The sequence below is a fragment of the Corallococcus macrosporus genome, from assembly GCF_017302985.1.
Lineage (GTDB): Bacteria > Myxococcota > Myxococcia > Myxococcales > Myxococcaceae > Corallococcus > Corallococcus macrosporus_A.
The window spans coordinates 2733265-2757473 of the sequence record NZ_JAFIMU010000007.1 but is presented as its reverse complement, the minus strand read 5'-3'; the positions used below and the strand labels follow the sequence as shown (position 1 = coordinate 2757473).

Genomic DNA, 24209 nt, shown 5'->3' with positions numbered 1-24209 from the left:
CTGAAGCGGCCCGCAACGGTTCCTTATCCACCTGCGGACAGGTGCCGGTGACGTGGGGAGCGCTGACATTGCCGTGACAGGGGGGGTGTTAGCCCTGTGTCTGTCAGCACGGGAGAGTCATGGCCATCGTCATCTTCTTCATCAGTCACTGGCTGCTCTGCGTCTTCTTCCAGAGCTTCTTCCAGCACCGTTACGCGGCGCACCGCATGTACAGCATGGGGCCGCGCACGGAGAAGGTGATGCACCTGCTCACCTACCTGGTGCAGGGCTCGTCGTACCTGTCGCCGCGCGCCTACGCCATCCTGCACCGCGAGCACCACGCGTACTCCGACACGGAGAACGACCCGCACTCACCGCACTACTTCAAGGACGTGATGCGGATGATGTGGCACACGAAGGAGCGCTACACGGGCATCGTGTCGCGCCGCATCCAGCCGGAGCCGCGCTTCGAGGGTGGCTATCCGGAGTGGAAGCTGGTGGACGAGACGCTGGGGCAGTCCTGGTGGGCGGTGCTGGGGTGGGTGGCGCTGTACACGGCGTTCTACGTGACGTTCGCGACGTCGCCCTGGCAGTTCCTGCTGTTGCCGGTGCACTTCGTGATGGGGCCGGTGCACGGCGCCATCGTGAACTGGTGCGGGCACAAGTACGGCTACCGGAACTTCAACGGCACGGACAAGTCGCGCAACACGCTGCCGGTGGACGTGCTGTGCATGGGGGAGCTGTTCCAGAACAACCACCACAAGTACGGCAGCAGCCCGAACTTCGCGGCGCGGGCCTTCGAAATCGACCCCACGTGGCAGGTGATGCGCGTGCTGTCGAAGCTGGGCGTCATCCGCATCACCACGCCCCAGCGAGCGGTCTACCCGGAGCCGCGCGAAGTGGCCCGAGGCGCCCAGGCGGCCTGAAGCAGGGTCCAGACTTGAAGCAACGCGGGGGAGCCGTCCGTCATGGACCGCTCCCCCGTGGTGTTTTTCAGGTCAGCTTGCCGGGAGGACGACATGAAACAACGCGGCGTGGGCCTTCTGCTCCTGGGGCTGCTCTGCGCGGGGTGTGCAACCTCCCGCGTGATCCAGTTGGACACGGAGGATGGCGCCTCCATCGTCTACACGCCGCCCCGGAGTGTGGATCCCGTTCCCATCCCCGAGGACGCATTCCGGGAGGTGCTGCTCCAGCTCGTGCTGGAGGTGCGTCTCCCACTCCAGTCCGAGCAGCAGCCTCGCTCCCGCCTCCAACTCGCTTCCTGGGACCCAGCGCTGGACGGCGGCTTCTCCTTCCTGGATGCCAGTGCGCGCAGAAGGCTGGCGCTGTCCTTCGCATGGGACGGTGTCTGGGAGGGCGTGCAGGGTGCGGTGGCGGAGGTGGTCAACCCCCTGATGCTCAAGGCCATGATCTCCACGGGCATGGCGGCCTACATGGCCCTGCTCGTGATGCCCGAGCCCATCACGAAGCTCGTCGCCATCGCACTCACCACCTATCTCATCGCGTACGTGGGACTGGAGACCTTCGTCCAACTCGTGAAGGGTTGGGAGCGCCTGTCCGATGAGACGGAGCGGGCGGTGACCGTCGAGGAACTGAAGGATGCAGGGCACCGCTTCGGCAAGGTCATGGGAACCAGTGGCGCCCGGGTCCTCATCCTGGCGCTCACGGCGGCCCTGGGTGGAGCTTCGAACGTGGCCGCGAAAGGCCCCATGCTCCCGGGCTTCGCCCGGGCGGCTCTCGCGGCGGAAACCAACGCAGGACTCCGTCTGACCGCCGCGGCCTCCGGCGGTGTCCGTTCGATTTCGCTCGCGGAGGGCGTCCTCACCATGGGGGTCGCATCCACCGCCGTGGCCGCGACTGCTTGGGAGGGGGCTGGGAACCTGTCGCCTTCAGGTGGGAGCGGCGAGGTGGCTTCCGTCCACGACGGCGTGAAGAACGCTCCCGGGTATCCTTCCGGCTTCAAGGCCGTCCAGAATGGGACGACGCGGAACAGCGTGTCCAACAAGGCACTGTTGGAGAAGCTGCGGGAAGTCGAGCCTGGGACCTGGGTCAAGGTCTACAAGGATGGCTGGGTCGGAAGCGAGAAGGTGTCCCTCCACTACTTCGAAAGTGCGTCCGGAAAGGTCTTCAACTTCAAGGTGAAGGCCGGATGGAGCAACCTGTGAATCCTCCACATCCGCCCCATGGAGCCTCGACTGAAGCCATCGCCCTCCAGGCTGCGGGCGTCGAAGAGTCGCAACGCTTCGTGGCGGTCACGGCTCTGGGCATGTGCCGGGTGATTGCCCTGGGTGCCATGTCTCCCGCCTATGCGTGCAGCCGGCTTCTCGGACCGGCGCTGCTGTCACGACTCGAAGCAATGGAAGTCCACCCCGAGCTCCGTCGTGCCATCCACCTTGCGACGGAACTCGAGGATGTGGCCCATCTCGCACCTGAAGCGCTGGCGAACTCCCTCGCGGAGATTGAGGACACGCTCTTGAAGGTGCTCGCGGACCTGCCGCCCCCGCGTTCCCATGACGAGAAGTGGCTTGTGATGGCTCGACACCAGGACGGGTGAACCCGTGAGAGTTCAGGCCTGCTTGAGCGTAGCGGGCAGGGCTTCAGCCAGGGTCGTGGTGGGCCGGCCGATGAGGCGGCTCAGCGTGCGGCTGGAGTCGTCCAGGTCGCCTCGGGCGATGCCTTCGTCCGCGTTCGCCAGCACGTCGGCGTAGCCCTTGGGCAGACCGGCCTGCTGGAGCGCGGCGGCGAACTCGGCCGGGGGCAGGTCCTGGTACGGCACGGTCCTGCCGGACTGGCGCGACAGCTCCGCCGCGTACTCCGCCAGCGTGAAGCCCGTGTCACCGGCGAGCTCGTACACCTGGTTCTCATGGCCCGTGCCGGTGAGCACCGCGACGGCTGCGTCCGCGTAGTCCTGGCGCGTGGCGGGAGCGACGCGGCCGTCCTTCGCGCAGCCCCGGAGCACGCCCTGCTCCAGCGTCCGCTTCGCGGCTTCCGTGTAGTTCTCCACGTACCAACTGTGCCGCAGGAACACGAATGGAAGCCCTGACGCGCGGATGGCCTTCTCCGTGTCCAGGTGCTCTGGAGCCAGCACGATTCGTGACGTGTCCGCGTGCAAGATGCTCGTGTACGCCAGCAGCTTCACGCCCGCCCTCTTCGCCGCGTCCACCACGGTCTGGTGTTGCTTGCGCCGCTGGCCCACCTCGCTGGAGGAGATGAGCAGCACGGTGTCTCCGTGAGAGAACACGCCGTCCCACGTCTCCGGATGGCTGTAGTCCGCCTTGCGCACCTGCACGCCACGCCCGGCCCAATCCCGGGCCTTGTCCGGATTGCGTGCCACGACCGCGACCTGGTTGGCAGGGACCTTCTTCAACAGGCCTTCAATGACGAAGCGGCCCAACCGGCCCGTGGCTCCCGTGACGACGATCATGACTGCCTCCATGTTGCTTGTTGCAGGGAGCGTTCCAAGCCTCTGGACATCCAGGCTGGCCCCCTCCCGCCCGGTCCAGTCCCAACTGGTCCGACTGTCGGACCAGTTCGTGCGGTTCGCCGCCCCGGGGCTTAGAGGAACTCGTCCACGATGAAGACGCCCCCTCGCGAGTATTCGAGGATGGCGGTCCCTGGGCGTGAACCCGGCAGCTTCCGCATCTGCCCCTTGGCCGTCCGGACCACCGCGCAAATGGGTACACGCTGTGATGCGCCCGGCGGAAGTGCCTCGAAATAGCGGATGACCGCCTGAGGTCCGCTCGTCCAGACGTATCCATAGAGACGCGCCGGTGCCTCCAGCGTCCCCAGGTCATCGATCAACACACTTTCGATATGCCCCTCATGAAGGGTGATGGGCCAGGCATTCACCTGGTTCGCATCGAACTCGACCGTTGCGCCGTCTCCCACGCCCAATCGCAGGTAGCGCATCGCCACGAGTGCCTCTTCCGAGCATTTCTCGGGTCCTGGAGTCCCGTCGGGCCGCGTGCGCACCTTCCCTGCCGCGGTACCCGCGCAACCCGTGATCAGGGCCATGCAGAAAAGACCGCATGCGAACTCAAACGTCCTGGAGGCCATCCCGTGGAGCTTAGAGGAACTTGTTCACGATGAAGACGCCGCCTCGCGAGTACTTGATGACGGCGATTCCCGCGGGAGAGTCAGACAGCTTCCGCATCTGTCCCTTGGCCATGCGAACCACCGCGCAGACGGGCATTCGCGCTTCCGAGTTCGGGGGACGCGCTTCGTAGTAGCGGATGACCACCTCGGGCCCGTCCGTCCACACGTAGCCGTAGAGCCGCGTGGGCGAGTCCAGCGGTCCCAGGTCGCTCAACAGCATGCTCTCGACCCGGCCCTCGTAGAGCGTGACGGGTTCGGCGTCGCCCTGGTTCACATCAAACTCGACGAGAGCGCCGGCCCCCACCGGCAGCCGCAGATAGCGCATCGCCGTAAGCGCCTCTTCCGAGCACGGCTCGGGTCCTGGCGTCCCATCAGCTCGAAGCGACACGCGTCCCATTGTCGGGCCCGCGCATCCCGAGGCCAGTATCCACAAGGCAAGACAGCACACGCGTTCGAGCTTCATGGAGGCCATGGCCCGGCTCTTACTCACGCACCAATTGGGGATCCAGAAGCACGAAGGCCTGGAGGCGCCCATCATGCTGGTAGACCTCCAGCGCCAGCTCCTCGAACTTTCCCTCTGGATTGAGGAACGCACTGCGGTCCACCACGAACGCGATGGCACCTGTCTGCCCCACGGCGATCGACTCGCGTTCGGCCCGAATGGCCACGGTCCTGGGCGCGCGACTGGAGGACGAGAAGAGCTTCGTCTGGGACAAGCGCCAGTTCCGGTCCTCACTTTGGTTCGTCACGCTGAGCATGACCGCCGCCTTGCCCTTACCCGAATAGACCCTCATCGAGAGCTGGGCATCCACGTCCTTTCCGTTCCACGTGTGCCGCCGCCTGAACGGTGTCTGCGCCTCCGCTCCTGAAACCAGCAGCGCCGCCAGCGCGTGGTCCGCGGAGGTTTCCTCTTCACGCAACCGCGCGTTCTCCACCTCCAGCTCGTTCTTCGCCTTGAGTGTGCGCGTCAGGACGGAGACCAGGGCCTGATAGCTCTCCCGGTCCTTGAAGACGTCCACCTGCTGATCCGCCCTTCCCACCTCCTCCACGGGAGGCCTCAGCAAGAACGACAGCGCCGATCCATCCGCGAGCGTCACGAGCAGGGGAACACTCTCATCCGGAGCGAGGGCACGAAGGGGTTCGATCACCACCCGCTTCCCTGCAACCAGTACCGGTTCAAACCGCCCCTCCCAGCCAAGCAGCTTTGTCTTGAGCGGGTCGCAAGGCTGCTCGAAGCGCAGCACCGTGACGATTTCCCCAGCCACGTGGATGCGGTGGGCAGCGTCGTCCGGATGCTCCGACAGCACCAGGGTCCGGACCTGCGCCTTCTCCCGCGGCCCCGCCAGGGCTGGCGTGGCTACGAGGACGAACAGGACAGTGAACCAGCCAGGTAGGGTGCGTGGCATCGAACCTGGACCCTACCCAAGCCGCCCGCCCCACGCCAGGCTTCCAGACCCGACACGCGAGTCCTGAGCGCCCTGATGTGGATTGAAGGGCGGCACCATGCCCACGAACATGCAGCGGCTGCTGGCCGAAATCTCCACGCGCCACCTCCCCAACCCTCAAAAGAGGGGATGGCTCAGTCGCAATTGGACCAGGTCAGCCAGCCCTCCAGCCGAGATTCCCGTGATGGGGCGTCGGGGATGTCTTCGCCCGAGAGCGGTCCACTCAAGAACGAGCACCGAAGCCACGCTTCACCATTGTCAGGATGCGGCTCAATCCGGAAGTCGAAGAAGACGTCCTGCGCCATGGCGCCGATGCCAGCTTCCAACCGGGCAATCAGGTCAGGAGGAGGTGGCTCTGACCACGACTTCCAGCAGGCCCCCATGAAGAGCTCGGGAGCACCTGGGAGCGGCAGGAGATAACCCACCGTTTCACTGTGACGGCAAGCAACATCATGCGTCTGGTTGCCATAGATGAATCCTTCAGGGTGGTCGACCAGGATGACAGCCCCCGAAATGATCAGCGATTCCAGACTGATCTCTGGTGGTTTCCGCTGCGAGCTCATGGAACGGGAGCCTAGCCTGGCACGACCGGCGGCGACTTCCTGCTGAAGGGGTGAGCGTTCCACCGGGGATCCCGCGCGACGCAGGGTCCCGGCGGAGCCTTCTGATCAGCCCTGCTTCAGTGCCGCGCCAATCGCATTCGCGAACGGGGCCGTGGGCCGGCCGATGAGGCGGCTCAGCGTGCGGCTGGTGTCGTTCAGCTCTCCTCGCGACAGGCCCGCGTCCGCGTCCGCCAGCGTGTCCGCGAAGGGCTTGGGCACCCCCACCTTCTGGAGCGCCGCGGAGAACTCCGTCACCGGCAGGTCCACGTACTTCACCGGCTTGCCGGACTGGCGCGACAGCTCCGCCACGTACTCCGGCAGGCTGAAGCTCGCGTCCCCCGCCAGCTCGTACACCTGGTTCTCGTGGCCCGTGCCCGTCAGCACCGCCACCGCCGCGTCCGCGTACTCCTCACGCGTCGCCGTGGCCACCCGGCCGTCCTTCGCGCTCCCCTGCACCACGCCGTACTGGAGCGCCGGCGCGAAGTGCTCCGTGTAGTTCTCCACGTACCAGCCGTTGCGCAGGAACACGTACGGAATGCCCGACGCGCGGATCGCCTCCTCCGTCGCCTTGTGCTCCGCCGCCAGCGACAGGCCGCTCGTGTCCGCGCGCAGGATGCTCGTGTACGCCAGCAGCTTCACGCCCGCCTTCTTCGCCGCCTCAATCACCGCCGAGTGCTGCGGGAAGCGCTTGCCCACCTCGTTCGCGGAGATGAGCAGCACCGTGTCTCCCTTCGAGAACGCTCCGTTCAGCGTCTCCGGACGGTCGTAGTCCACCGTGCGCACCTGCACGCCGCGCCCGGCCCAGGCCTTCGCCTTGTCCGGATTGCGTACCGCCACCGCCACCTGGTTCGCCGGCACCTTCTTCAGCAACCCCTCCACGACGAACTGGCCCAGCTTCCCCGAGGCTCCCGTGACCACGAACATGGCTCCGCCCTTTCCTTCCCGCGCTCCAGGCGCGAAATCGAACTGGCGCTTACCGTAACGGGGGTACTCACTTTTCGTAAGTACGCACCTTGTGGTAAGTGTCACGGCATGAAGGCAAGCAAGGGCAGTCCACTGCTGGAGAAGGTGAAGCAGCGCGGGGACCTGTACGCGGCCATGTGCCCCTCGCGCGGCGTCCTGGAGCACGTCACCAGCCAGTGGGGCGTGCTGGTGCTCGTGGCACTCAAGGAGGAGGGCACCCACCGCTTCAGCGAGCTGCGCCGCAAGGTGGGCGGGGTGAGCGAGAAGATGCTCGCCCAGACGCTCCAGGCGTTGGAGCAGGACGGCTTCGTCCACCGGGAGGCCCACCCCGTCATCCCCCCGCACGTGGACTACAGCCTCACGCCCCTGGGCGAAGAGGTGGCCGTCCACGTGGAGGCGCTGACCACCTGGATCGAAGACAACGTGGCCCGGGTGATGACCGCCCGCACCAAGGCCCCGCCCCGCAAGAAGGCCTCCTGAGCGGCCCCGAGCCTCCCTGCCCGGGTGCCCTCCAGCGGGCCGAACGGGAGCGAAGGAGACAGGCCCGCGTTAAGACTGCTCCCGTGCCCGCCGACACCCCGCTCCAGGTCCGCATTCTCGATGCCATCCGCGATGTCCCGGCCGCCCAGTGGGATGCCCTGGTCGCCGAGGGCGCGCCCCCCTTCGTGCGCCACGCATGGCTGTCCGCCATGGAGGAGAGCGGCAGCGCCACCGAGGACACCGGCTGGGCCCCGCACCACCTGACGCTGTGGCGGGGCAGGAAGCTCGTCGCCGCCGCGCCCGCCTATCTCAAGTTCCACAGCATGGGCGAGTACATCTACGACTTCGGCTGGGCCAACGCCGCCGCCCAACTGGGCGTGGAGTACTACCCGAAGCTGCTCGTGGGCGGCCCCCTGTCCCCCGCCACCGTGCCGCGCTTCCTCACCGCCCCCGGTGAAGACGCGGGCAGCTTGCGCCGCGCGCTCCTCCAGGCCGCCGTGGACAGCGCCCAGGAGCAGGACTGCTCCGGCGTGCACGTGCTCTACCCCACGGACGACGAGGCGGACTTCCTGGAGGAGGCCGGGCTCGCGCGCCGCATCACGCTCCAGTTCCATTGGAAGAACCCGGGCTACACGCGCTACGACGACTACCTGGCCCGCTTCGACTCCAAGCGCCGCAACCAGCTCAAGCGCGAGCGCGGCGCCGCGGCCACGCAGGGCATCCAGCTGCGCACCGTGCGCGGCGCGGACCTGACCGAGGAGCACGCCCAGCGCGCGTACACCTTCTACACGTCCACCTGCGAGCGCCACGCCTGGGGCCAGGTGCAGCTGACGCCGGGCTTCTTCGAGCGCGTCTTCCGCGACCTGCCCGGCACGGTGGAGATGGTGGAGGCGGTGAAGGACGGGCAGGTCATCGCCGGGGCCTTCAACCTGGCGACGCCGGAGCGGCTCTACGGCCGCTACTGGGGCTGCACGGAGGAGCACCCCTTCCTGCACTTCAACGTCTGCCTGTATCACTCCGTGGACGACTGCATCCGCGCGGGGCGCAAGGTCTTCGAGCCCGGCGCGGGCGGCGAGCACAAGGTGTCGCGCGGCTTCGAGCCCACCGCCGTGCACAGCGCCCACCTGATTTTCGACAAGCGCCTGGACAAGGCCGTGCGCAGCTTCCTGCGCATGGAGCACGCGCGGCTGGCGCCGGCCGTGGAGGAGGCGGAGCGCATCTGCGGCCTGAAGCCATGGCCCCTGGCAGCCCCCGGGTCCACCGGAACCTGAAAACCTGAACGTCTGTCCGCCAGCCCACCGGCCAATGGACGTCCGCGCTCGGTTCAAGTTGTGAAATCGGGGTGAACCTCTAGAGTCCGCCCCCATGAAAGTCCCGGAGACAGAGGAAGACTTCATCCAGTGGTACGAAGACTGCTGGGCGGACCGCGACGAGGTGGAATACCCGAAGCTGTTCGGTGCCATCCGCGAGGAGGTGGACCTCCTGGAGGGCACGGGCGTGCTGGAGGGGTGGCTGGAGAGCGAGCTGGCCCAGGGCACGGAGATGGATCCGAACTGGCTGCCCATGGGCGTGCGCGTGGCGCCGCCCAGCCCGGAGCACCCGTACTGGACCTACGTGACGAGCGGCCTGTCCAACCCCTTCACGGTGGCCCCCGGCGAGGACCTGCCGGACGACGCCCGCAGCGGCCTGGGCTACGAGATGGTCATCCACACGCCCGAGGAGGAGCGCTGGCCCATCCTGCGCCTCCTGGACATGATGGCCTACAACCTCGTGTGCGCGCGGCTGTTCGCCATGGGCCACCGCTACCCGGTGGACGGCACGCTCACGGGCGGTGAGACGAAGCTCGCGGGCTTCGTGTTCGTGAAGGACTCCACCCGCCCCAGCCACTTCACCCTGCCCAGCGGCCAGGTGGAGCTGCTCACGCTGGTGGGCGTGACGAAGAACGAGATGGCCTTCGCGCGCTCCAACGGCATGGACAGCCTGCTGAAGCGGCTGACCGACCCCGCGAACCCCACCACCGCGTACATCACGCGGCCGGAGCGCGACGAGGTGAAGCTGTAGTTCCCCTCGGAGGTCCCTCCCGCCGCGCGCTAGCCGGTGCGCGGCGGCGAGGACTCCACCAGCGCGTGCAGCACCCCGGGCTCGAAGGGCTTCTCGATGCGGGGCAGCGGCACGGCCTGGAGGAAGGCGCGGGCGCGCTCCGTGAAGCTGCCCCCCGTCATGAACACGAAGCGCGACAGGAGCTGCGGCCGGCGCCGCGCCAGCTCCGCGTGCACGTCCATGCCGGTGAGGTCCGCCATCATCAGGTCGCAGAAGACGCGGTCGAAGGCCTCGTCCTGCTCCAGCAGCGCCAGCGCCTCCCGGCCGCTGTGCGCCACCACCACGTCGTGCTGACGGCCGAGGATGCGCCGGAGCACCGAGGTGAGCTGGGGCTCGTCGTCCACCACCAGCACGCGCTTGCGCTGAGCCCCCTCTTCCGCGCGCACCGCGGGCACGCCGGGGTACACGGCCCGCTCCACGATGGGCAGCCGCACCTGGAAGGTGCTGCCCAGGCCGGGGATGCTGGTGGCCGTCAGCTCGCCGTGCATGCTGCGCACGAGCCCCAGGCAGATGGACAGCCCCAGGCCACTGCCCTCTCCCACGGGACGGGTGGTGAAGAACGGCTCGAAGGCGCGCTGGAGCACCTCCGGCGTCATGCCCAGGCCGGTGTCGGACACCTCCACCAGCACCCATGAACCCTCGCGCCGGGTGGTGAGCGTCACGCGGTGGCGGTCGAAGGCGCCCACGGGGATGGCGTGCGCGGCGTTGATGAGCAGGTGGAGGAACACCTGGCCCAGGCGCGCCTCGTGCGCGAGCGCGGGCGGCACCTGGCCGTAGCTGCGCTCCACCTGGGCGCGGCTGCGCAGGTGGGTCATGGCCATGGTGATGCCGAACTCCAGCGCCGCGTGCACGTCCACGGGCCCCAGGCGCAGCTCGTCCGCGCGGGCGAAGGTCTGCAGGTCGCGCACGATGACGCGGATCCGCTCCGCGCCCTCACGCGCCTCGCGCAGCGCCTCCAGCGCCTCGTTCAGCGCGTCCTGGCCTTCGGGGCCCGGGTCCGGGCGGCGGGCGAGCGGCGTGAGCTGCTCCACCGCGAACTGGAGGTTGCCGGTGACGTAGGACAGGGGGTTGTTGATTTCGTGGCCCACGCCCGCGGCGAGCTGCCCCGCCATGGCCAGCTTCTCCGACTGCACCAGCCGCTCGCGCGCGGCCATCAGCTCGTGCGTGCGGCGCTGGGCCAGCGCCTCCGCCTCCAGGCGGCCGGAGTGCTCGCGGGCGAGCAGCGCGTCGCGCTCCGCCTGCACGCGCTTCTTGTCCGTGATGTCGCGCGCGTAGGTGGAGATGTTGCGGCCGCTGGACCAGGCGTGCACCTCGTGCCAGCGGTCCCGGCCGGTGCGCACCTCGAAGAGGCGGTAGCTCTCCTCGGCGGCCACCTCGCGCAGCGCGCGCTCGAAGGGGGTGCCGCACAATTCCGGGCACGCGTCCCACAGCACGCGGCGGAAGAGCGTCTCCGGGGCGCGGCCGGTGAGCGCGGCGGCGTTGCGGTTCACGTAGGTGAGGCGCCAGTCCGTGTCCACGGTGAAGAAGGCGTCCGGCATGCTCTCCAGCACGTCGCGCACCCAGTCCAGCGTCTCGCGCAGCCCCTCCTCCACCCGCTGGGCGCTGGTGATGTCGCGCAGGCGCAGCAGCACCCCGTCCCGCAGGGGCACCGCGGTGCCCTGCATCAGCACGTCCCCTTCGGTGAAGTTGTCCGCGTGCGGCCGGCCGGACTCCACCACCTGGCGCAAGAGCTCCATGCGCCCGGCGATGCCGTCCTTCGAGGACACCTCGCCCAGGCGCCGGCCCCGGAGGACCTCCGGGCCACGGCCCAGCGCGCGCACGGCGGCGGGGTTGGCCCACAGCCACTCGAAGTCGAGGATGGCGCCGCTGCTGGAGCGCACGGCGCGCAGCACCATGCACGCCTCGGGGTGCTCGCGCTCCGCCTCCTCCAACGCGGCCAGGAGCGAGTCCGGGAGCGGCAGGGCCACGGGCATATCGGTCGCGGACGACATCCAGCTCCTCGCGGCCCCGGCACTGCTCAGCCCCCGGGGAGCCCGCATGTCGCCACGAATCTCTCGGCGGCTCAAGTCAGCCCCAGCCTTCGTATCTTTCTAAACTTTCTTGAATTACAGACAACTGTGAAAGCGAAAGAGGTAAGGAGTCAGAAGGTACGACCCACCGGCCCGGAGGTCGGCCACACTCGCCCCGCCATGCGCCCTACCCTCATCACGCACGTCGCGTTCGAAGCCCTGCACCTGCCCCTGACGGAGCCGTTCGCCATCGCGACCGGCGCACAGCACGCGGCGGAGAACGTGCTGGTGCGCGTGACGCTCGCGGACGGCACGGTGGGGCTGGGGGAGGCGGCGCCCTTCACGGCGGTGAGCGGGGAGACGCAAGCCAGCACGCTCGCCGCGCTGGAGCCGGTGCGCGGGCTGCTGGTGGGCCGCGACGTGCGGGCGTGGCGGCCGGCGTCGGAGGCGCTGGGGGACGCGCTCGCGCTGGCGCCGTCCGCGCGGTGTGGCGTGGAGATGGCGCTCCTGGACGCGCTCACGCGGCACCACCGGATTCCGCTGCACGCCTTCTTCGGCGGGGCGGGGACGGCGCTGGACATCGACATGACCGTCACCGCCGGGGACGTGGCGCACGCGGTGACGTCCACGCGGGCCATCCTGGGGCGGGGCATCGACACGCTGAAGGTGAAGGTCGGCGCGCTGTCACCGGACGCGGACGCGGCGCGGCTGGTGGCCATCCACCAGGAGGCCCCGAAGGCGCGCCTCTTCGCGGACGCGAACGGGGGCTACGACGTGGCGGAGGCGCTGGCGTTCCTCAAGGAGCTGGAGCGCGCGGAGGTGCCGCTCTCGCTGTTCGAGCAGCCGGTGCCGCCCTCCGACTTCGCGGGGCTGGCGGAGGTGACGCGCCGCTCGAAGGTGCCGGTGTGCGCGGACGAGTCGGCGCGCTCGGTGAAGGACGTGCTGCGGCTCATCCGGGAGAACGCCTGCCACGGCATCAACATCAAGACGATGAAGTGCGGGATGGTGGAGGCGGTGACGATGTGGAGCCTCGCCCGCGCGGCGGGGCTGGAGCTGATGGTGGGCGGCATGGTGGAGAGCGTGCTCGCGATGAGCGCGTCCGCGCACCTGGCGGCGGGGCTGGGCGGCTTCACCTACGCGGACCTGGACACGCCGCTGTTCATCGCGAGCCACCCGTTCCAGGGCGGCGGCCACTACGCGGGCTCGCGGCTGACGCTGGACCCGGACGCGCCGGGCCACGGCGTCACGCTGCGCTGAAAGTGCGTCAGCCCTTCACCTGGGAGGCGGCCACGTCGAGCGCCTTCTCCCGCTGCGGATCCCTGCCGGCCGCGTACGGCAGCGCGTCCGGGACCTCCACGTCCACGGGGACGCCCACGCCTTCGATGCGCTCGCCATCCGCCGTGACGTCCATCACGGCGAGGTAGAGCAGGTCGCCGTTGGACAGCTTCTGGGGACCGCCGGCCAGCACCGCGCCCGCGGTGCGCTCGCCCACGAGCGTCGCCAGCTTGTGGCGCTTCATCGCGAAGGCCACCAGCTCCTTGCCGCTGCGCGAGTTGCCGTTGACGAGCAGCACCACCGGCTTGCGCCACGACAGCGCGTAGGGGTGGGACTTGCCGTCGCGGCCGGTGTTGAGGAGGAGCGAGACCTGGGGGTTGAAGAGGTTGATGAAGGCCGGGCTGCAGCCGCCCCAGCCGTCGCGGAAGTCGATGACGAGCGCGTCCGCGTCCGCGAAGCCGTCCTGGAGCGCCTCCTCCAGGGCCTGCTGGTACTCCGAGCCCGCGCACGCGTAGACGTGCTGGTAGGCGACGCGGCGGCCCTGGCGCTCCACGACCTGCGAGCTGGCCTTCTGGAGCGCGAGCCACTCCTTGCGCGGGTTCATGCGGCGGGGCGTGACGGTGAGCGACAGGGGCGCTTCGCCCTTCACGCGCTCCACGGTGACGCGCGTGGCCCTGCCCGCGCGGTTCGTGAAGGCGTGCCAGGGGTGGAAGGGCTTGCCCTCCACGGTGACGAGCCGGTCTCCGCGCAGCAGGCCTGCCTTGGCGCCGGGGCCGTCCGCGAAGACGTGGCGGACGAAGAAGCCGTCCGGGGTCTCCCGCACGTCCACGCCGATGCCGGTGGCCTGCACGTTCTGCTGCTTGAGGAAGACCTCGAAGATGGAGGCCACCTCCGCGTGGGCGGGGCTCTCCTTCGGGTAGTAGGCCGTGTGCGAGACCTTCAGCTCCGCGAGCGCCGCGTTCGTGCGCCGGGCGAAGTCCTCCACGTCCTTCGCGTCGGCGGCGTAGCCGGCGTGCGAGTCCGCCCAGGCGGCGCCTTTGGCCGCGTCGAAGAAGCGTTCGCGCACGAGGGTGACGATCTCCCCGGCCCGCTTCGAGAAGGGGGATGTGGCCGCCTGGGCGCTGCCCGCGAGGAGCAGCCCCACCACCCACCACCGCGCTGTCCGGACCTGCATGTGTGAGCCTCCCGGGAGGACTTCACGATTCTTCACAGGAGCGGTTTCCAGAGGGAAGGAAAGGCACTCCTGCGCCGTGCGGTGTGGCGAACCCGGCGGGGGCGGTTAGGGATGAGGGGCCCATGCTGGATGCGCCCTCGTCATTGCCCAGGCTCGCGCTCGTCTCCGAGGACCCCCTGGCCCGGGGTGCGCTCGCACGGGCGCTGAGCGACCAGGCGGAGGCCTGGACGGTGGTGGCCGCGGGCACGCAGGTGGAGCTGGAGGCGGCGAGGGGTGAACCGCCGGACGTGGTCCTCTGGGACACGGGCCTGCGGTTGGAAGAAGGCGCGGCGCCGGACCTGGGCGCGCCGGTGCTGGCGCTGGTGGCGGACGAGGCGGCGGGAGAGCTGGCGCTGGGCGCGGGCGCGAGGGGCCTGCTGTTCCGCGACGTCGCGCCGGGGATGCTCGGGGCCGCGCTGCACGCGGTCGCGCGAGGCCTCACGGTGTTCGAGCCGGGCCTTGCTCAAGTGCGAGCCGCGCCGAGGAGCACGGCGCCGACGGGAGCGCCGGGGCCGGACACGCTGACGCCGCGCGAGCGCGAGGTGCTGGGCCTGCTGGCGGAGGGCCTGTCGAACAAGGCCATCGCGGACCGGCTCGCCATCAGCGAGCACACCGCCAAGTTCCACGTGAACGCGGTGCTGGCCAAGCTGGGCGTGCAGCGCCGCACGGAGGCGGTGGTGCGCGCGGCACGGATGGGCCTGGTGACGCTCTAGCCGCTCAGGGCGTGACGAGGGCGCTCAGGCTCTTCCATTCATCGTCCAGAGCGGCCTGGAGCCAGTCGCGATGGAGTGACGGCAAGGGCCAGGTGTCGACCTGGAGTGAGGAGGTGGCCTGATACACGGCGCGGGCATGTTCCAGGTCCTGGGTCACCTGGGCGAGCTTCGCCGCATCGTCCATCAACGCGGCGCCCTGCCGCATCTGGCTGAGCCCCACCATGTGGTCCACCAGCATCGGTCCCTCGGCGATGCGCGCTCCCAGCGTGTACACGGACTGACCCAGTCGGATCCGCTCCCCGGAGGAGAGGTGATCCTTCGTCGCCTCCACCCGCTTCTTCAGGATCAACGTCGCATCCAGGACCAGCCAGGCCGTGGCTGCCTGGAAGAGGCGGGCGGGCTGCGGAGTGATGCCCGTGGACTCCAGGCGTTGTTTGGCGGCGGCACTCGCCTGGGCCAGCGATAGGCTCCGAAAACGCGGGAGGGCCGCGATCCGCTCCAGCGCCTGGAGCTCCTCCTTCATGAGAGGCGCGTCCTTCGCGGACTCCCCCAGCAGCAGGAGCAGCGGTCCCTCGGAGTCGCTGGCGCCCGCGACAAGCGGTTCGAGCCGTCGCCGCAGCGACTGGCGCGCCTTGAGGCGCACGTCGTTCAACGCGTCTTCGGGACGAGGCTGGAAATACTCATAGGCGGCGAGCAACAACGCGGGAGCCTGGATCTCGGAAAGATGGTCCGCGAGCCACTGTTGCCGCGCATCCGAGGCGCCGTCCCCCAACACCGCGGTGAAGCGGGCCTCCACGGATTGCGTCCGCTTCCACACCGCGTCGGTGAAGGACTCCAGGTCGACAGGGGGCCGCGGAAACCCCTCAGCGTCCCTGAAGTCCGGGCGTCCCGTTTGATTCCACGCCTGGATCAGGGCCTCCCGCCAGTCCTGTGCCGGCGTCTGGCGGCGCTGCTCGACGAGCGCCGAGAGCACCGCGACCTCTGGCTGCTCGGGAGACACCTCGCGAAGCCGATCAACCGTCCCAGCGGCTTCGTCCAGGGCGCCCAGTTCCAGCAGCACGCAGGTCTGGACCTTCAGTGCCCCTGGGTGCCGGGGAGCCTCCTCCAGCACCCCAGCGAGCTCCGTGCGGGCCAATGCCAGTTCCCCGGTCCAGACATGGGCCACGGCCTGCTCGACCCGGGCGTCGGCGCGCTCCTGGAGGGCCTCGGGATTCGCGGCCATGTGCTGGCAACCCATGAGGAGCAGGCTCAGGGACAGAAGGTACAGGCAGGCACGCTGGAACATGCCCCAAGCCTACTCCTTCTTCTTTCGGGCTCCGGATCGGGACCTCCGCTCTCTCGGAGCAGGCGGCGCCTCCACATGGGCAAGCCGCATCTGGCTGCTTCCCGCGGACCACTGTCGGCCTTCTCGCGACTCCCAATCACGCACTGCTCGGGCTACGAGCGGAGCCTTGTCCTCCAGGTAGTCCAGCGACACCTGCCGCTTTTCGTACTGCTCCAGCCATGCCCTCCGGTATCGGAGCACATTCTCATGGTGGTCCAATCCCAACAGATGGAGCGTCTCAGCAGCCCGGTCCCGGAGAGCATGCGGACAGCGGGCCGTCACCTGCAATTGAAGCGACGGCAGTTGCAGGGCGAACCATCCGTCTTCGATTTCAAACGGATCCAGTAACCGCGTGGATGGCAGATCCTGCTTGCGGCTATTGAGCCATCCCACCGCGTAGCGAAGATTGGTCCACTCGTAGGCAAGAGTCCGATCCTCGTTGATGGAGATGAAGTGGTCCACGGTGCCGGGCCCCCCCAGCCACATGGCCGTGTAAGCGCAGCGTCCTGAGAAGGCCGCCTCAAGCTGCTCACTGCACTGACGCCAATACGAGGGTGGGCGTTTTCGCGCACCTGGGTTGCGGTTCAGCCATCGCCGCCCAGGTCCTCTCACCCGTGCGTCGAAGTCCTCAGGCTCTCTTCCTGGAACGCACCGGATCACGGTCGCCTCCCCCATCACGAGCGACGACCCATCGGGGCCAGAAGGGGTCTTGCTCTGGGAGCAGCCGTCGCAGCTCGGCGTCGATCTCCTTCAACGTTCCCACGCCCTCGCGCTCCCCTCGCATGTAGGCCTCGGCGGCCTCCACCGCGCGTTCGGCCTCCAGGGCCCGCGCCTGGGCCAACCCCATCACCGGGGACGTCAGCCAGTCGTTCACATCACCCTGCTTCGCCCAGGGGAGATGCCGCAGGCTCACCTGCCCCTTTTCGAACTGGAAGAGGAAGAGCGCGTCCTGCTCATCGTCGAAGAAGGGCTCCAGCGAGGCCAGGACCAGTGGCGAATGGGTCGTCAGCAGCGTCTGGACGGAGGTCTCGCTCGCAAGGCGATCAATGACCTGGATGAGCGACCCCACGATGCGGCGCTGCCAATGCGGATGAAGATGGGTTTCCACCTCGTCCACCAGCAGGATGAACCTGGGGTCTCGGGGCTTCCCAAGGAATTCCGAGGCCTGGCTGTGCTCGTGCCACGCCCAGACGATGAGATAGGCCAACCCGAGAATGCGCCGCATCCCCGCCGAAGCGTGCACCACCGGGATGGTGCCGTACGGCATATCGATGGTCGGATAGTTCTGGACGTCCTCGATGGCCAACCGCATGGGTCGCCCGGGACGTATGGGCTCGTCGCGAGGCGACAGCTGTTCCAGCGCCCGCTTCAACATCTGGAACGGTGACTGCGCGGAACCATCGTCCTGCAACTGCCAGGTCAACCAGTCCCGGACGAGACCGTTACAGACCGTCGTCCCCTCGTACTTGAGGCCATCCCAGAGATCCTGGGGCGAGAAGTGGAAGGCGTCCGGCCTGCGAGGCGCATCCGGATCCGCGCGGGACGTCTTGTGCCAGTAGTTCCGCGCAGGGTCCCAGACGGAAAAGCTTCCGTCGACGCGCGCATAGACGGTCAGGCCCGGCATGCTCGGGCGCCCTTCCGGCCAGGGCCACAGCTGCCGCTCCGGGTCGAAGACGCTCGTCTTGTTCGACGCCCGCCGTGCCTTGCCCGTCAGGGTCCAGTCAATCCGCCGCCGCCGGGCACCGCGCTGGGGCCACGCAGGCAGACCAGGCCAGGTCCCGGTCAGGCTCCACCACGCCACGTCGAGCAGGAAGCTCTTGCCCAACCCGTTGTCGCCCGTCAGGACGTTCAGCCGGTGTGCGAACTCGACGTCCAGGCGAGGCGCGGGGCCGACCCCCTGAAGGTGAAGCTCTCGGAGCATGCGACGACACTTAGCGCATCCCGTCCCTACCGCCCACTTTCAGGAGCATGGATGGAGGGCAGCCCTCCAGCCAGCTCACACCCGCTTCCACCCTCCCGCTGCTACACTCCGGCGCCTCCATGGCCAACCAGGATTGGGTCTCGCGCCTGCTCACCGGGCGTGCGTCGGCGGACAAGGGCCTCAGCGTCCACCTCTCCGAGCGCGACGGCGGCAGCCTCCACGACAAGATGCGGCAGGCGTATTGGTGGATCACCAACAACGCCGTCATCTGCCCCTACTACGACATCGAGTTCGGCGGCACCGCCGCGCTCAAGAACACCGCCGGTGACGAGGTCCACCTCCCGGAGGACATGAGCTACAGCTCCTTCGTCCTCATCCCGCTGCTCACCCTCTTCACCTGCCGCCGCGCCCTGCTCGTGGGCGGCCCGGGCCGGGGCAAGACGACGTCCGCCATCCTCATGGCGCTGCTGTCCGGCATGGGCCGCGAGGACGTGCACCGGGGCATCCAGCGCGGCCACCCGCAGCTGTCCATCGCGGACCTGCTCGGCGCGCCCCTGCCGTCGGACATGCTCAAGGCGGAGGACCTGTCCGCCGTGAAGGTCAGCTGGCGCAAGTGGATTGGCCAGCGCGTGAAAATCATCGACGAGTACAACCGCATCCCCACGAAGACCCAGTCCGCCCTGCTGTCGCTGCTGGGCGAGGGCTACGCGGAGATGATGGACCAGTACGTCTACACCGGCCGCTCGTCCTGGTTCCTCACCGCCAACGACGACCAGGGCGGCGGCACGTTCCAGGTCATCGAGGCGCTCAAGGACCGCCTGGACGTCGTCGTGCGCGCCGTGCCCTTCAACTCCGGCTTCGTGGACACGCTGCTCCAGCGCATCGAGTCCGACAAGTCCCCGGAGGAGCTGCTCCCCAAGGACATCGTCTTCACTCCCGGCGAGCTGGAGAAGGCCTACAACGCCATCCTCGCCGTGGAGGTGCCCAAGGGCGTGCTGGAGCGCGTGGCCTTCTTCCTGGGCCAGCTCGACTTCTGCCGCATGGCGTCCCCGCGCTTCGAGTTCAAGCACAAGGACACGCTCAAGCTCGCCGGACAGACCGTGTCCGCCGTGTGCAACGAGCAGTGCCCGCTGGACAAGAAGGTGCACCTCTGCACGCAGACGGAGAACGGCACCAGCGTTCGCGCGTACCAGACCATCCTGCACTTCGCGAAGGCGCTGGCGTTCTTCCGCGGCCACCGCGTGACGGAGCTGGAGGACTTCCGGCAGATCATCCCCTGGGTGCTGCACGAGAAGCTCACCCCCAACGCGCGCAGCCCCTTCTTCGAGGCCAAGGGCAACAAGCTGCTGCTCCAGGACCGCGTGGCGTGGATCCGCAACATGTTCGACATGGCCATGGCCCGCTACGGCACGCACGCGCCCGTGCGCCAGAAGGTCGCCGCCCTGCGCGCGGAGCTGGACCTGGGCCTGTCCGGCGTGGACCTGCGCACCACGGAGAAGCGCCTGTCCGCCGTCACCGTGCTGATGAATGAACTGATGACCCGCCAGGAGCTGTCCGGTCCGGTGTACGAGGACCTCATCCACTTGAAGTCCCTCTACAGCCGCTACCGCAACTACGCGACGTGGCTCAAGGAGAACCCGGGCGGTCAGGGGAAGCAGCCATGAGCGAGTTCGTCGACGAGCTGGAGAAGGAGGCCCGCGGCCGGTTCGTGCGCTGGGACCGCGCGCTGTGGGACGAGTTCCTCAAGGGCCCGGGGGTCCGCATGGGCCGGGCGCTCACGAGCGGTGACGCCGCGGCGGGAGAGGCGATCCTGCGCGACTACCTGCGGCTGGGCGCCGAGGGCATCGGCCTGGGCTACCTGTATCCGGTGTCCGCCGGCAGGGGGAACTTCTTCACGCTCGCGTGGGCGGACCTGCTGCCGCGCCTGCTGCCGGACCTGCCCCGGGAGGAGCAGGCGGCGGCGCTCGCGCGCATGTGGAACCTGGGCGAGAACCTGGAGTCCGCGCCCCCCTGGGTGCAGCGGCTGGTCTGCCGCCTGGGCGACAGCCTGTCCTCGCTGAAGGACCTGGAGAGCCACCTGCACACCATCGCCAACGAGGCCATGGAGCCGCCCACCCAGCCGCTGGGCGACACGTCCACCGCGCACTGGGTGGACCTGTCCCAGGAGGACGCGCGCTTCATGCCCGGGGAGATGCACTTCCTGGCGCCCGCCGTCGTCTGCGTTCACGACCGGCACCGCGCCACCGCCGCCGGCGGACGCGACGCGGCCACCCAGGGCGTGTGGCTGGCGAAGAAGCCCATGCTGCTGGGGCCCATGGGCTGCAACGAGCGGCTGGCGCCCTCCAGGGAAAAGCCCTCCAAGGCGCTCACCTCGCTGGCGCAGCGCGACCCGCGCGCGGGGGACTGGTACAGCACCCAGCACAACAAATGGCGCGCGGTGGCCACGATGCACACGTCCCAGTGGCTGGCGGTCATCCTTCCGGCATGAGCGCGGGCGCGGCCTTCACCCCGGAGGAGGTGGAGCGGTGCTGGCGCGACGCGCTGGCGCTGTGGGACGTGCACGTGCACCTGAGCCCGCCCGAACCACACCAGTCCTTCGAGCAGCGCGGCGAGTCCATGGTGGACGAACCGCTCGCGTACATCGACCTGGCGCGCCGGCAGGTGTTCGTCCACTTCGAGCTGCTGACCCGCATGGGCGCGCGCGGAAGCCTCACCGCCGTGCTGGCCCATGAGATTGGCCACCACGTGCGCTTCCCGCACACGCTGGGCTGGGCCGCGGAATTGCGCGTGCTGGAGCAGCGGCTCATCCCCGGCCTGGGCCAGTCCCTCACCAACCTGTTCTTCGACCTGCAGGTGAACGAGTTCGTGGGGCGCACCCAGGCGGATGCGCTGTGCGCGGTGTACCAGGGCTTCCTGCGCACGCCCGAGGGACGCAAGCACAAGCCCCCGAAGAAGCAGGACGCGAGCACGGGCGGACCGTCCCCGCTGTTCTGCTTCTACCTGGCCATCTACGAGGAGCTGTGGCGCAAGGAGCCCGGACACCTGGTGCCCCGGGACATGCTGACGCGGCTGGAGGAGGCCTACCCGGGCTTCCGCGCGCAGGCGCGCATGTTCGTGCAGACGTTCTACACGCTGGCCGACGGGCGGCTGCAATTCCTCTACTTCTGCGCCAGCTTCATCCGCTTCATCGACCTGCCCTCGGAGGTCCGCTTCTTCATCCCCCTGGGCGGCGACATCGACATCCCGGACGAAGGCGACCTGGACGCGGCGGTGCAGTCCGGCGGCCGGTGGGAGGACGCGCTGAAGGAGGCCCGCGCCAACGGCTGGCTGGACGACTCGCACGACACGAAGGAGTCGGAGCCGCTGGACACCATCCGCCGCGCGACGGCGCACCTGCCCGGCAACGACGGCGGCAGGCTGCGGCGCGCGCTGGTGGGGCGGTACTACCGGCGGCTCGTGGACCCGTACATCCTCAAGCTGCCCGCGTCCCCGTCGAAGCCGGAGCCCTACCTGCGCACGATTCCGGAGGCGTGGGAGTACGGCGACGACCCGTCCACCATCGACTGGACGCTCACGGTGATTGCACAGGGGCACCTGGCCGCGGTGAACCCGCTGCGCCGCGAGCTGGAGGCGGACCTGCCGCCGCCGTCGGACCTGGGCGTGCCCGCGCTGGAGATCTACCTGGACACCAGCGGCTCCATGCCCGACCCGCAGCAGGACCTCAACGCGATGACGCTGGCCGCGCAGGTGCTGTCCGCCTCCGCGCTGCGCAAGGGCGCCACGGTGCGCGGCATCATCTACTCGGCGGACAACCCCGTCGTGTCCCCGTGGATGTACGACGAGGAGACCGCGCGCGACTTCTTCCTGCACTACATCGGCGGGGGGACGTGGTTCCCGGTGGAGGTGATGGAGGCGTTGTCCCAGGAGCGGCCGGACGCGCTGCGCGTCGTCATCTCCGACAGCGACTTCCTCCACAACATGCGGCAGGAGGACGCGCTGCCGCGCTTCGTGCGTGGGATGAACCGGTCGCGCCGGGTGGTGGCCTTCCTCGCGCTGCCGGATGACGCCCCCGCGCGGCAGGTGCTGGCGCCCGTGCTGGGCAGCCCGCGCTTCCGGCTGGCGACCGTGCAATGGATGTCTGACTTTGGCCGTGCCGCCGCGGCACTGGCCGATGCCCTGTTGGAGAAATGATGGCGGTCTCGATTCCCCACCTCCGTGAGCAACTGGCGGCCATGCCCCTGCTGTCGCCGTATCCGCAGGACCTGGCGGTCGCCATCGTCTGCGACACCTTCCGCATGGCCAGCCAGCGGCCCCCGTCCCAGGCCGAGTGGGCGAAACTGGAGCAGCGCCTGAAGAACCCGCTGTTCCAGGAGCAGGTGGGCATGCTCGCGCACGTGTTGTTGACGTCCGACCTGCGCAAGAAGACGGTGCTCTACCTCACCCCGGACCGCACCCCGCAGGCGCGCCTGCAGCAGTTCTTCGAGGAGGTGCACCCGCTCACCGCGGAGATGATCCGCTCCAACGTCTTCCGGCAGGAGGAGTTCCTGCGCAAGTGGGTGGCGGCCATCGGCGCGGACATCGAAGGCGAGACGGAGGCCGAGTCCAAGCGCCGCCTCAAGGACCTGGACTACCGGCAGGCCGTGACGGACCTGCGCAAGGTGGAGGATGCGCGCAAGAAGGAGGCGGACCGGCGCAAGGAGCTGCTCCAGGAGGCCGCGCGCAAGGAAGCCGAGGCCCGGGGCTGGCGCGAGTGACGCTCGGGGTCGCGCCCAAGGCACGCATCCGTCGCGACAGCCACACGCAGCGCCCGCACCTGCCGTGGGCGCTGGACGTGGCGGCGGGCCTGGCGCGGCACGCGGCCCTGGGGGACGAAGCCGCCGCCCGCGTGGAGCTGGAGGCGCGTCTGCCGGCCTTGCGTGACGCGCTGCTCGGCTCGCCCCACTACGTGCGCGTGCTGCGCGAGTCGGGCCTGCACCCGGGCGACCTGCGGCGGCTCACGGACCTGCGGCACTTCCCCGCGCTGGACCGCGCGACGCTCGCGCGCCACTGGGAGGACGTGCCCACGCTGCCCGCCGCGTCCGACGAGTGCGTGGTGGTGAAGAGCTCCGGCACCACCGGCGACCCGGTGAACGTGCTGCGCGACCGGCGCGACTGCCTGCTCATGTGGGCCGTGCTGCGCTTCTTCACCGAGCGCACCGGCACCGTGCCCCCGCCGCGTCCGCGCGTGGTGCTGCTGGACGCGCTGCCGGGCGGCCTGGAGTACTCCGTGCGCCTGCCGCTGTTCCACGACGGCGCCCTGCACCGCGTCTCCGTGCTGCGCGACGACGCGGTGGCGCGCCTTGCGCGGGTGAAGGCCTCCGTCGTCTTCTCCGACCCGGAGGGGCTGCGCTGGCTGCTGGCCCACCCGGAGGTGCCCTCGCCCGGGCTGGTGCTCACCTCCGCGCAGCACCTGCCGCACGCGCTGCGCGACGCGTGGGCGCACGAGCGCGGCGTGCCGGTGATCAACTACTACGCCGCCACGGAGACGGGCCCGCTCGCGTGGGAGTGCCTGGAGGCCGCGAACCGGGGCCGCTTCCACGTGCTCACGCCGGACGTCTGGCTGGAGCCGGACGGGGACGCGGTGGTGGTGACGCGGCTGCGCCCCAGCGTGCTGCCGCTGTTGCGCTACCGGCCCGGGGACACCGGCACCGTGCGGCGCGACGCGTGCGCCTGCGGCTTCCAGGGCTGGACGCTGACGGGCTTCGGAGGCCGCGGGGCCTGCGCGTTCCACACGCCCGACGGCCGCGCGGTGGACGCGTGGTCCCTGGCGTGGGTGTTCAAGCACCACCCGCTGCGCGCGTTCCGGCTCACCCAGGTGACGCGCGAGCGCTTCACGCTGGAGCTTTCGGACGCGCCCCCGGACAGCGTGACCCCGCTGCGCGAGCGGCTCCAGGGGGCGCTGCGCAACCTGGGCTGGGCGGCTCCGGTGCTGGAAGTGCGCGGCGCGGAGGGCCTGCCGACGGTCGCCAAGCCGCTCCCCTTCCGTTGCGAGCTGGCGCCTTCTGGGTGAGCCGGGCCTTCGCCCTGCCGTTTGCCCTGGATTCCCGCGCT

At 69.3% G+C, this 24209-nt stretch carries 24 protein-coding genes; 13 read left to right on the top strand and 11 right to left on the bottom strand.

Annotated elements, in window-relative coordinates:
* The first annotated feature begins 119 nt into the window (after positions 1–119).
* The 3 genes from JYK02_RS23815 (at position 120) to JYK02_RS23805 (ending at position 2533) form a co-directional block, all read left to right on the top strand.
* Positions 120–905 carry an acyl-CoA desaturase gene (locus JYK02_RS23815; protein ID WP_207054263.1) on the top strand — a complete coding sequence of 262 codons (786 nt, stop codon included), beginning with the start codon at positions 120–122 and terminating at the stop codon, positions 903–905.
* Between the two features lie 93 nt (positions 906–998).
* On the top strand, positions 999–2144 hold the full coding sequence (sitA5, locus tag JYK02_RS23810; RefSeq protein WP_207054261.1) for a SitA5 family polymorphic toxin: 1146 nt from the start codon (positions 999–1001) through the stop codon (positions 2142–2144).
* Entirely contained in the window at positions 2129–2533 is a 405-nt protein-coding gene (locus JYK02_RS23805) for a DUF3969 family protein (protein ID WP_207054259.1), read from the top strand. Before sitA5 ends, JYK02_RS23805 begins: the two co-directional genes overlap by 16 nt.
* A 12-nt stretch (positions 2534–2545) precedes the next feature.
* Here JYK02_RS23805 and JYK02_RS23800 read toward each other — a convergent pair whose 3' ends face one another.
* From JYK02_RS23800 to JYK02_RS23775, 6 genes are all read right to left on the bottom strand, one after another.
* Positions 2546–3403 (bottom strand): SDR family oxidoreductase, encoded by an 858-nt coding sequence (locus tag JYK02_RS23800; protein WP_207054257.1) that lies wholly within the window; start codon positions 3401–3403, stop codon positions 2546–2548.
* 131 nt (positions 3404–3534) lie between these two features.
* Complete coding sequence (locus JYK02_RS23795; protein ID WP_431603492.1) at positions 3535–3894, bottom strand: serine/threonine protein kinase; 360 nt, start codon at positions 3892–3894, stop codon at positions 3535–3537.
* A gap of 151 nt (positions 3895–4045) precedes the next feature.
* Complete coding sequence (locus JYK02_RS23790; protein ID WP_347402562.1) at positions 4046–4399, bottom strand: serine/threonine protein kinase; 354 nt, start codon at positions 4397–4399, stop codon at positions 4046–4048.
* A 157-nt stretch (positions 4400–4556) separates the two neighbouring features.
* Positions 4557–5480, bottom strand: a complete 924-nt coding sequence (locus JYK02_RS23785) for a DUF2381 family protein (protein ID WP_207054251.1) — start codon at positions 5478–5480, stop codon at positions 4557–4559.
* A 173-nt stretch (positions 5481–5653) separates the two neighbouring features.
* Complete coding sequence (locus JYK02_RS23780; protein ID WP_207054249.1) at positions 5654–6082, bottom strand: hypothetical protein; 429 nt, start codon at positions 6080–6082, stop codon at positions 5654–5656.
* A 105-nt stretch (positions 6083–6187) separates the two neighbouring features.
* Complete coding sequence (locus tag JYK02_RS23775) at positions 6188–7045, bottom strand: SDR family oxidoreductase (RefSeq protein ID WP_207054247.1); 858 nt, start codon at positions 7043–7045, stop codon at positions 6188–6190.
* Positions 7046–7153: 108 nt separating this feature from the next.
* Between JYK02_RS23775 and JYK02_RS23770 the strand changes: the two genes are divergently transcribed.
* The 3 genes from JYK02_RS23770 to JYK02_RS23760 all read left to right on the top strand — a co-directional run bounded on the left by JYK02_RS23770 (position 7154) and on the right by JYK02_RS23760 (position 9625).
* A complete protein-coding gene (locus tag JYK02_RS23770) occupies positions 7154–7564 on the top strand; it encodes a winged helix-turn-helix transcriptional regulator (protein WP_207054246.1) in 411 nt (136 codons plus the stop codon).
* Positions 7565–7647: 83 nt separating this feature from the next.
* The gene (locus JYK02_RS23765; protein ID WP_207054245.1) at positions 7648–8835 is read left to right on the top strand and encodes a GNAT family N-acetyltransferase; all 1188 of its coding nucleotides are present in this window, start codon (positions 7648–7650) and stop codon (positions 8833–8835) included.
* 94 nt (positions 8836–8929) lie between these two features.
* A complete protein-coding gene (locus JYK02_RS23760) occupies positions 8930–9625 on the top strand; it encodes a suppressor of fused domain protein (protein ID WP_207054244.1) in 696 nt (231 codons plus the stop codon).
* A 29-nt stretch (positions 9626–9654) separates the two neighbouring features.
* Here JYK02_RS23760 and JYK02_RS23755 read toward each other — a convergent pair whose 3' ends face one another.
* A complete protein-coding gene (locus JYK02_RS23755) occupies positions 9655–11655 on the bottom strand; it encodes a PAS domain-containing protein (protein ID WP_207054243.1) in 2001 nt (666 codons plus the stop codon).
* A gap of 198 nt (positions 11656–11853) precedes the next feature.
* On the opposite strand from JYK02_RS23755, the gene JYK02_RS23750 reads away from it, so the two are divergent.
* Positions 11854–12930: a dipeptide epimerase gene (locus tag JYK02_RS23750; RefSeq protein WP_207054242.1), complete on the top strand. Its 1077-nt coding sequence runs from the start codon at positions 11854–11856 to the stop codon at positions 12928–12930.
* Between the two features lie 7 nt (positions 12931–12937).
* On the opposite strand, the gene JYK02_RS23745 is transcribed toward JYK02_RS23750, so the two are convergent.
* Positions 12938–14122 (bottom strand): S41 family peptidase, encoded by a 1185-nt coding sequence (locus tag JYK02_RS23745; protein WP_207054241.1) that lies wholly within the window; start codon positions 14120–14122, stop codon positions 12938–12940.
* Positions 14123–14244: 122 nt separating this feature from the next.
* Here JYK02_RS23745 and JYK02_RS23740 point away from each other — a divergent pair, with 122 nt between their 5' ends.
* Entirely contained in the window at positions 14245–14874 is a 630-nt protein-coding gene (locus JYK02_RS23740; protein WP_207054240.1) for a response regulator transcription factor, read from the top strand.
* Between the two features lie 4 nt (positions 14875–14878).
* On the opposite strand, the gene JYK02_RS23735 is transcribed toward JYK02_RS23740, so the two are convergent.
* From JYK02_RS23735 to JYK02_RS23725, 3 genes are all read right to left on the bottom strand, one after another.
* A complete protein-coding gene (locus JYK02_RS23735) occupies positions 14879–16159 on the bottom strand; it encodes a hypothetical protein (protein WP_207054239.1) in 1281 nt (426 codons plus the stop codon).
* 9 nt (positions 16160–16168) lie between these two features.
* Positions 16169–16660 (bottom strand): hypothetical protein, encoded by a 492-nt coding sequence (locus tag JYK02_RS23730; protein WP_207054237.1) that lies wholly within the window; start codon positions 16658–16660, stop codon positions 16169–16171.
* A 166-nt stretch (positions 16661–16826) separates the two neighbouring features.
* Positions 16827–18119: an AAA family ATPase gene (locus JYK02_RS23725; protein WP_207054236.1), complete on the bottom strand. Its 1293-nt coding sequence runs from the start codon at positions 18117–18119 to the stop codon at positions 16827–16829.
* A 119-nt stretch (positions 18120–18238) separates the two neighbouring features.
* Between JYK02_RS23725 and JYK02_RS23720 the strand changes: the two genes are divergently transcribed.
* The 5 genes from JYK02_RS23720 to JYK02_RS23700 are packed head-to-tail and all read left to right on the top strand — an operon-like array spanning position 18239 to position 24168.
* Complete coding sequence (locus JYK02_RS23720) at positions 18239–19783, top strand: MoxR family ATPase (RefSeq protein WP_207054235.1); 1545 nt, start codon at positions 18239–18241, stop codon at positions 19781–19783.
* On the top strand, positions 19780–20607 hold the full coding sequence (locus tag JYK02_RS23715; RefSeq protein WP_207054234.1) for a hypothetical protein: 828 nt from the start codon (positions 19780–19782) through the stop codon (positions 20605–20607). The genes JYK02_RS23720 and JYK02_RS23715 overlap by 4 nt, the downstream gene beginning before the upstream one ends.
* Positions 20604–22310 carry a M48 family metalloprotease gene (locus tag JYK02_RS23710; RefSeq protein WP_207054233.1) on the top strand — a complete coding sequence of 569 codons (1707 nt, stop codon included), beginning with the start codon at positions 20604–20606 and terminating at the stop codon, positions 22308–22310. Before JYK02_RS23715 ends, JYK02_RS23710 begins: the two co-directional genes overlap by 4 nt.
* Positions 22307–22873, top strand: coding sequence for a hypothetical protein (locus tag JYK02_RS23705; protein ID WP_242588863.1), 567 nt, complete (start codon positions 22307–22309; stop codon positions 22871–22873). Before JYK02_RS23710 ends, JYK02_RS23705 begins: the two co-directional genes overlap by 4 nt.
* Positions 22870–24168: a coenzyme synthetase gene (locus JYK02_RS23700; protein WP_207054232.1), complete on the top strand. Its 1299-nt coding sequence runs from the start codon at positions 22870–22872 to the stop codon at positions 24166–24168. The genes JYK02_RS23705 and JYK02_RS23700 overlap by 4 nt, the downstream gene beginning before the upstream one ends.
* Positions 24169–24209: the final 41 nt, after the last annotated feature.

Excerpts from the sequence above, each read along its gene's own strand:
- JYK02_RS23815 (WP_207054263.1), top strand. The coding sequence starts at position 120 with ATGGCCATCGTCATCTTCTTCATCAGTCACTGGCTGCTCTGCGTCTTC.
- sitA5 (WP_207054261.1), top strand. The coding sequence starts at position 999 with ATGAAACAACGCGGCGTGGGCCTTCTGCTCCTGGGGCTGCTCTGCGCG.
- JYK02_RS23805 (WP_207054259.1), top strand. The coding sequence starts at position 2,129 with ATGGAGCAACCTGTGAATCCTCCACATCCGCCCCATGGAGCCTCGACT.
- JYK02_RS23800 (WP_207054257.1), bottom strand. The coding sequence starts at position 3,403 with ATGATCGTCGTCACGGGAGCCACGGGCCGGTTGGGCCGCTTCGTCATT.
- JYK02_RS23790 (WP_347402562.1), bottom strand. The coding sequence starts at position 4,399 with ATGCGCTATCTGCGGCTGCCGGTGGGGGCCGGCGCTCTCGTCGAGTTT.
- JYK02_RS23785 (WP_207054251.1), bottom strand. The coding sequence starts at position 5,480 with ATGCCACGCACCCTACCTGGCTGGTTCACTGTCCTGTTCGTCCTCGTA.
- JYK02_RS23780 (WP_207054249.1), bottom strand. The coding sequence starts at position 6,082 with ATGAGCTCGCAGCGGAAACCACCAGAGATCAGTCTGGAATCGCTGATC.
- JYK02_RS23775 (WP_207054247.1), bottom strand. The coding sequence starts at position 7,045 with ATGTTCGTGGTCACGGGAGCCTCGGGGAAGCTGGGCCAGTTCGTCGTG.
- JYK02_RS23770 (WP_207054246.1), top strand. The coding sequence starts at position 7,154 with ATGAAGGCAAGCAAGGGCAGTCCACTGCTGGAGAAGGTGAAGCAGCGC.
- JYK02_RS23760 (WP_207054244.1), top strand. The coding sequence starts at position 8,930 with ATGAAAGTCCCGGAGACAGAGGAAGACTTCATCCAGTGGTACGAAGAC.
- JYK02_RS23755 (WP_207054243.1), bottom strand. The coding sequence starts at position 11,655 with ATGTCGTCCGCGACCGATATGCCCGTGGCCCTGCCGCTCCCGGACTCG.
- JYK02_RS23750 (WP_207054242.1), top strand. The coding sequence starts at position 11,854 with ATGCGCCCTACCCTCATCACGCACGTCGCGTTCGAAGCCCTGCACCTG.
- JYK02_RS23745 (WP_207054241.1), bottom strand. The coding sequence starts at position 14,122 with ATGCAGGTCCGGACAGCGCGGTGGTGGGTGGTGGGGCTGCTCCTCGCG.
- JYK02_RS23740 (WP_207054240.1), top strand. The coding sequence starts at position 14,245 with ATGCTGGATGCGCCCTCGTCATTGCCCAGGCTCGCGCTCGTCTCCGAG.
- JYK02_RS23735 (WP_207054239.1), bottom strand. The coding sequence starts at position 16,159 with ATGTTCCAGCGTGCCTGCCTGTACCTTCTGTCCCTGAGCCTGCTCCTC.
- JYK02_RS23725 (WP_207054236.1), bottom strand. The coding sequence starts at position 18,119 with ATGCTCCGAGAGCTTCACCTTCAGGGGGTCGGCCCCGCGCCTCGCCTG.
- JYK02_RS23720 (WP_207054235.1), top strand. The coding sequence starts at position 18,239 with ATGGCCAACCAGGATTGGGTCTCGCGCCTGCTCACCGGGCGTGCGTCG.
- JYK02_RS23715 (WP_207054234.1), top strand. The coding sequence starts at position 19,780 with ATGAGCGAGTTCGTCGACGAGCTGGAGAAGGAGGCCCGCGGCCGGTTC.
- JYK02_RS23710 (WP_207054233.1), top strand. The coding sequence starts at position 20,604 with ATGAGCGCGGGCGCGGCCTTCACCCCGGAGGAGGTGGAGCGGTGCTGG.
- JYK02_RS23705 (WP_242588863.1), top strand. The coding sequence starts at position 22,307 with ATGATGGCGGTCTCGATTCCCCACCTCCGTGAGCAACTGGCGGCCATG.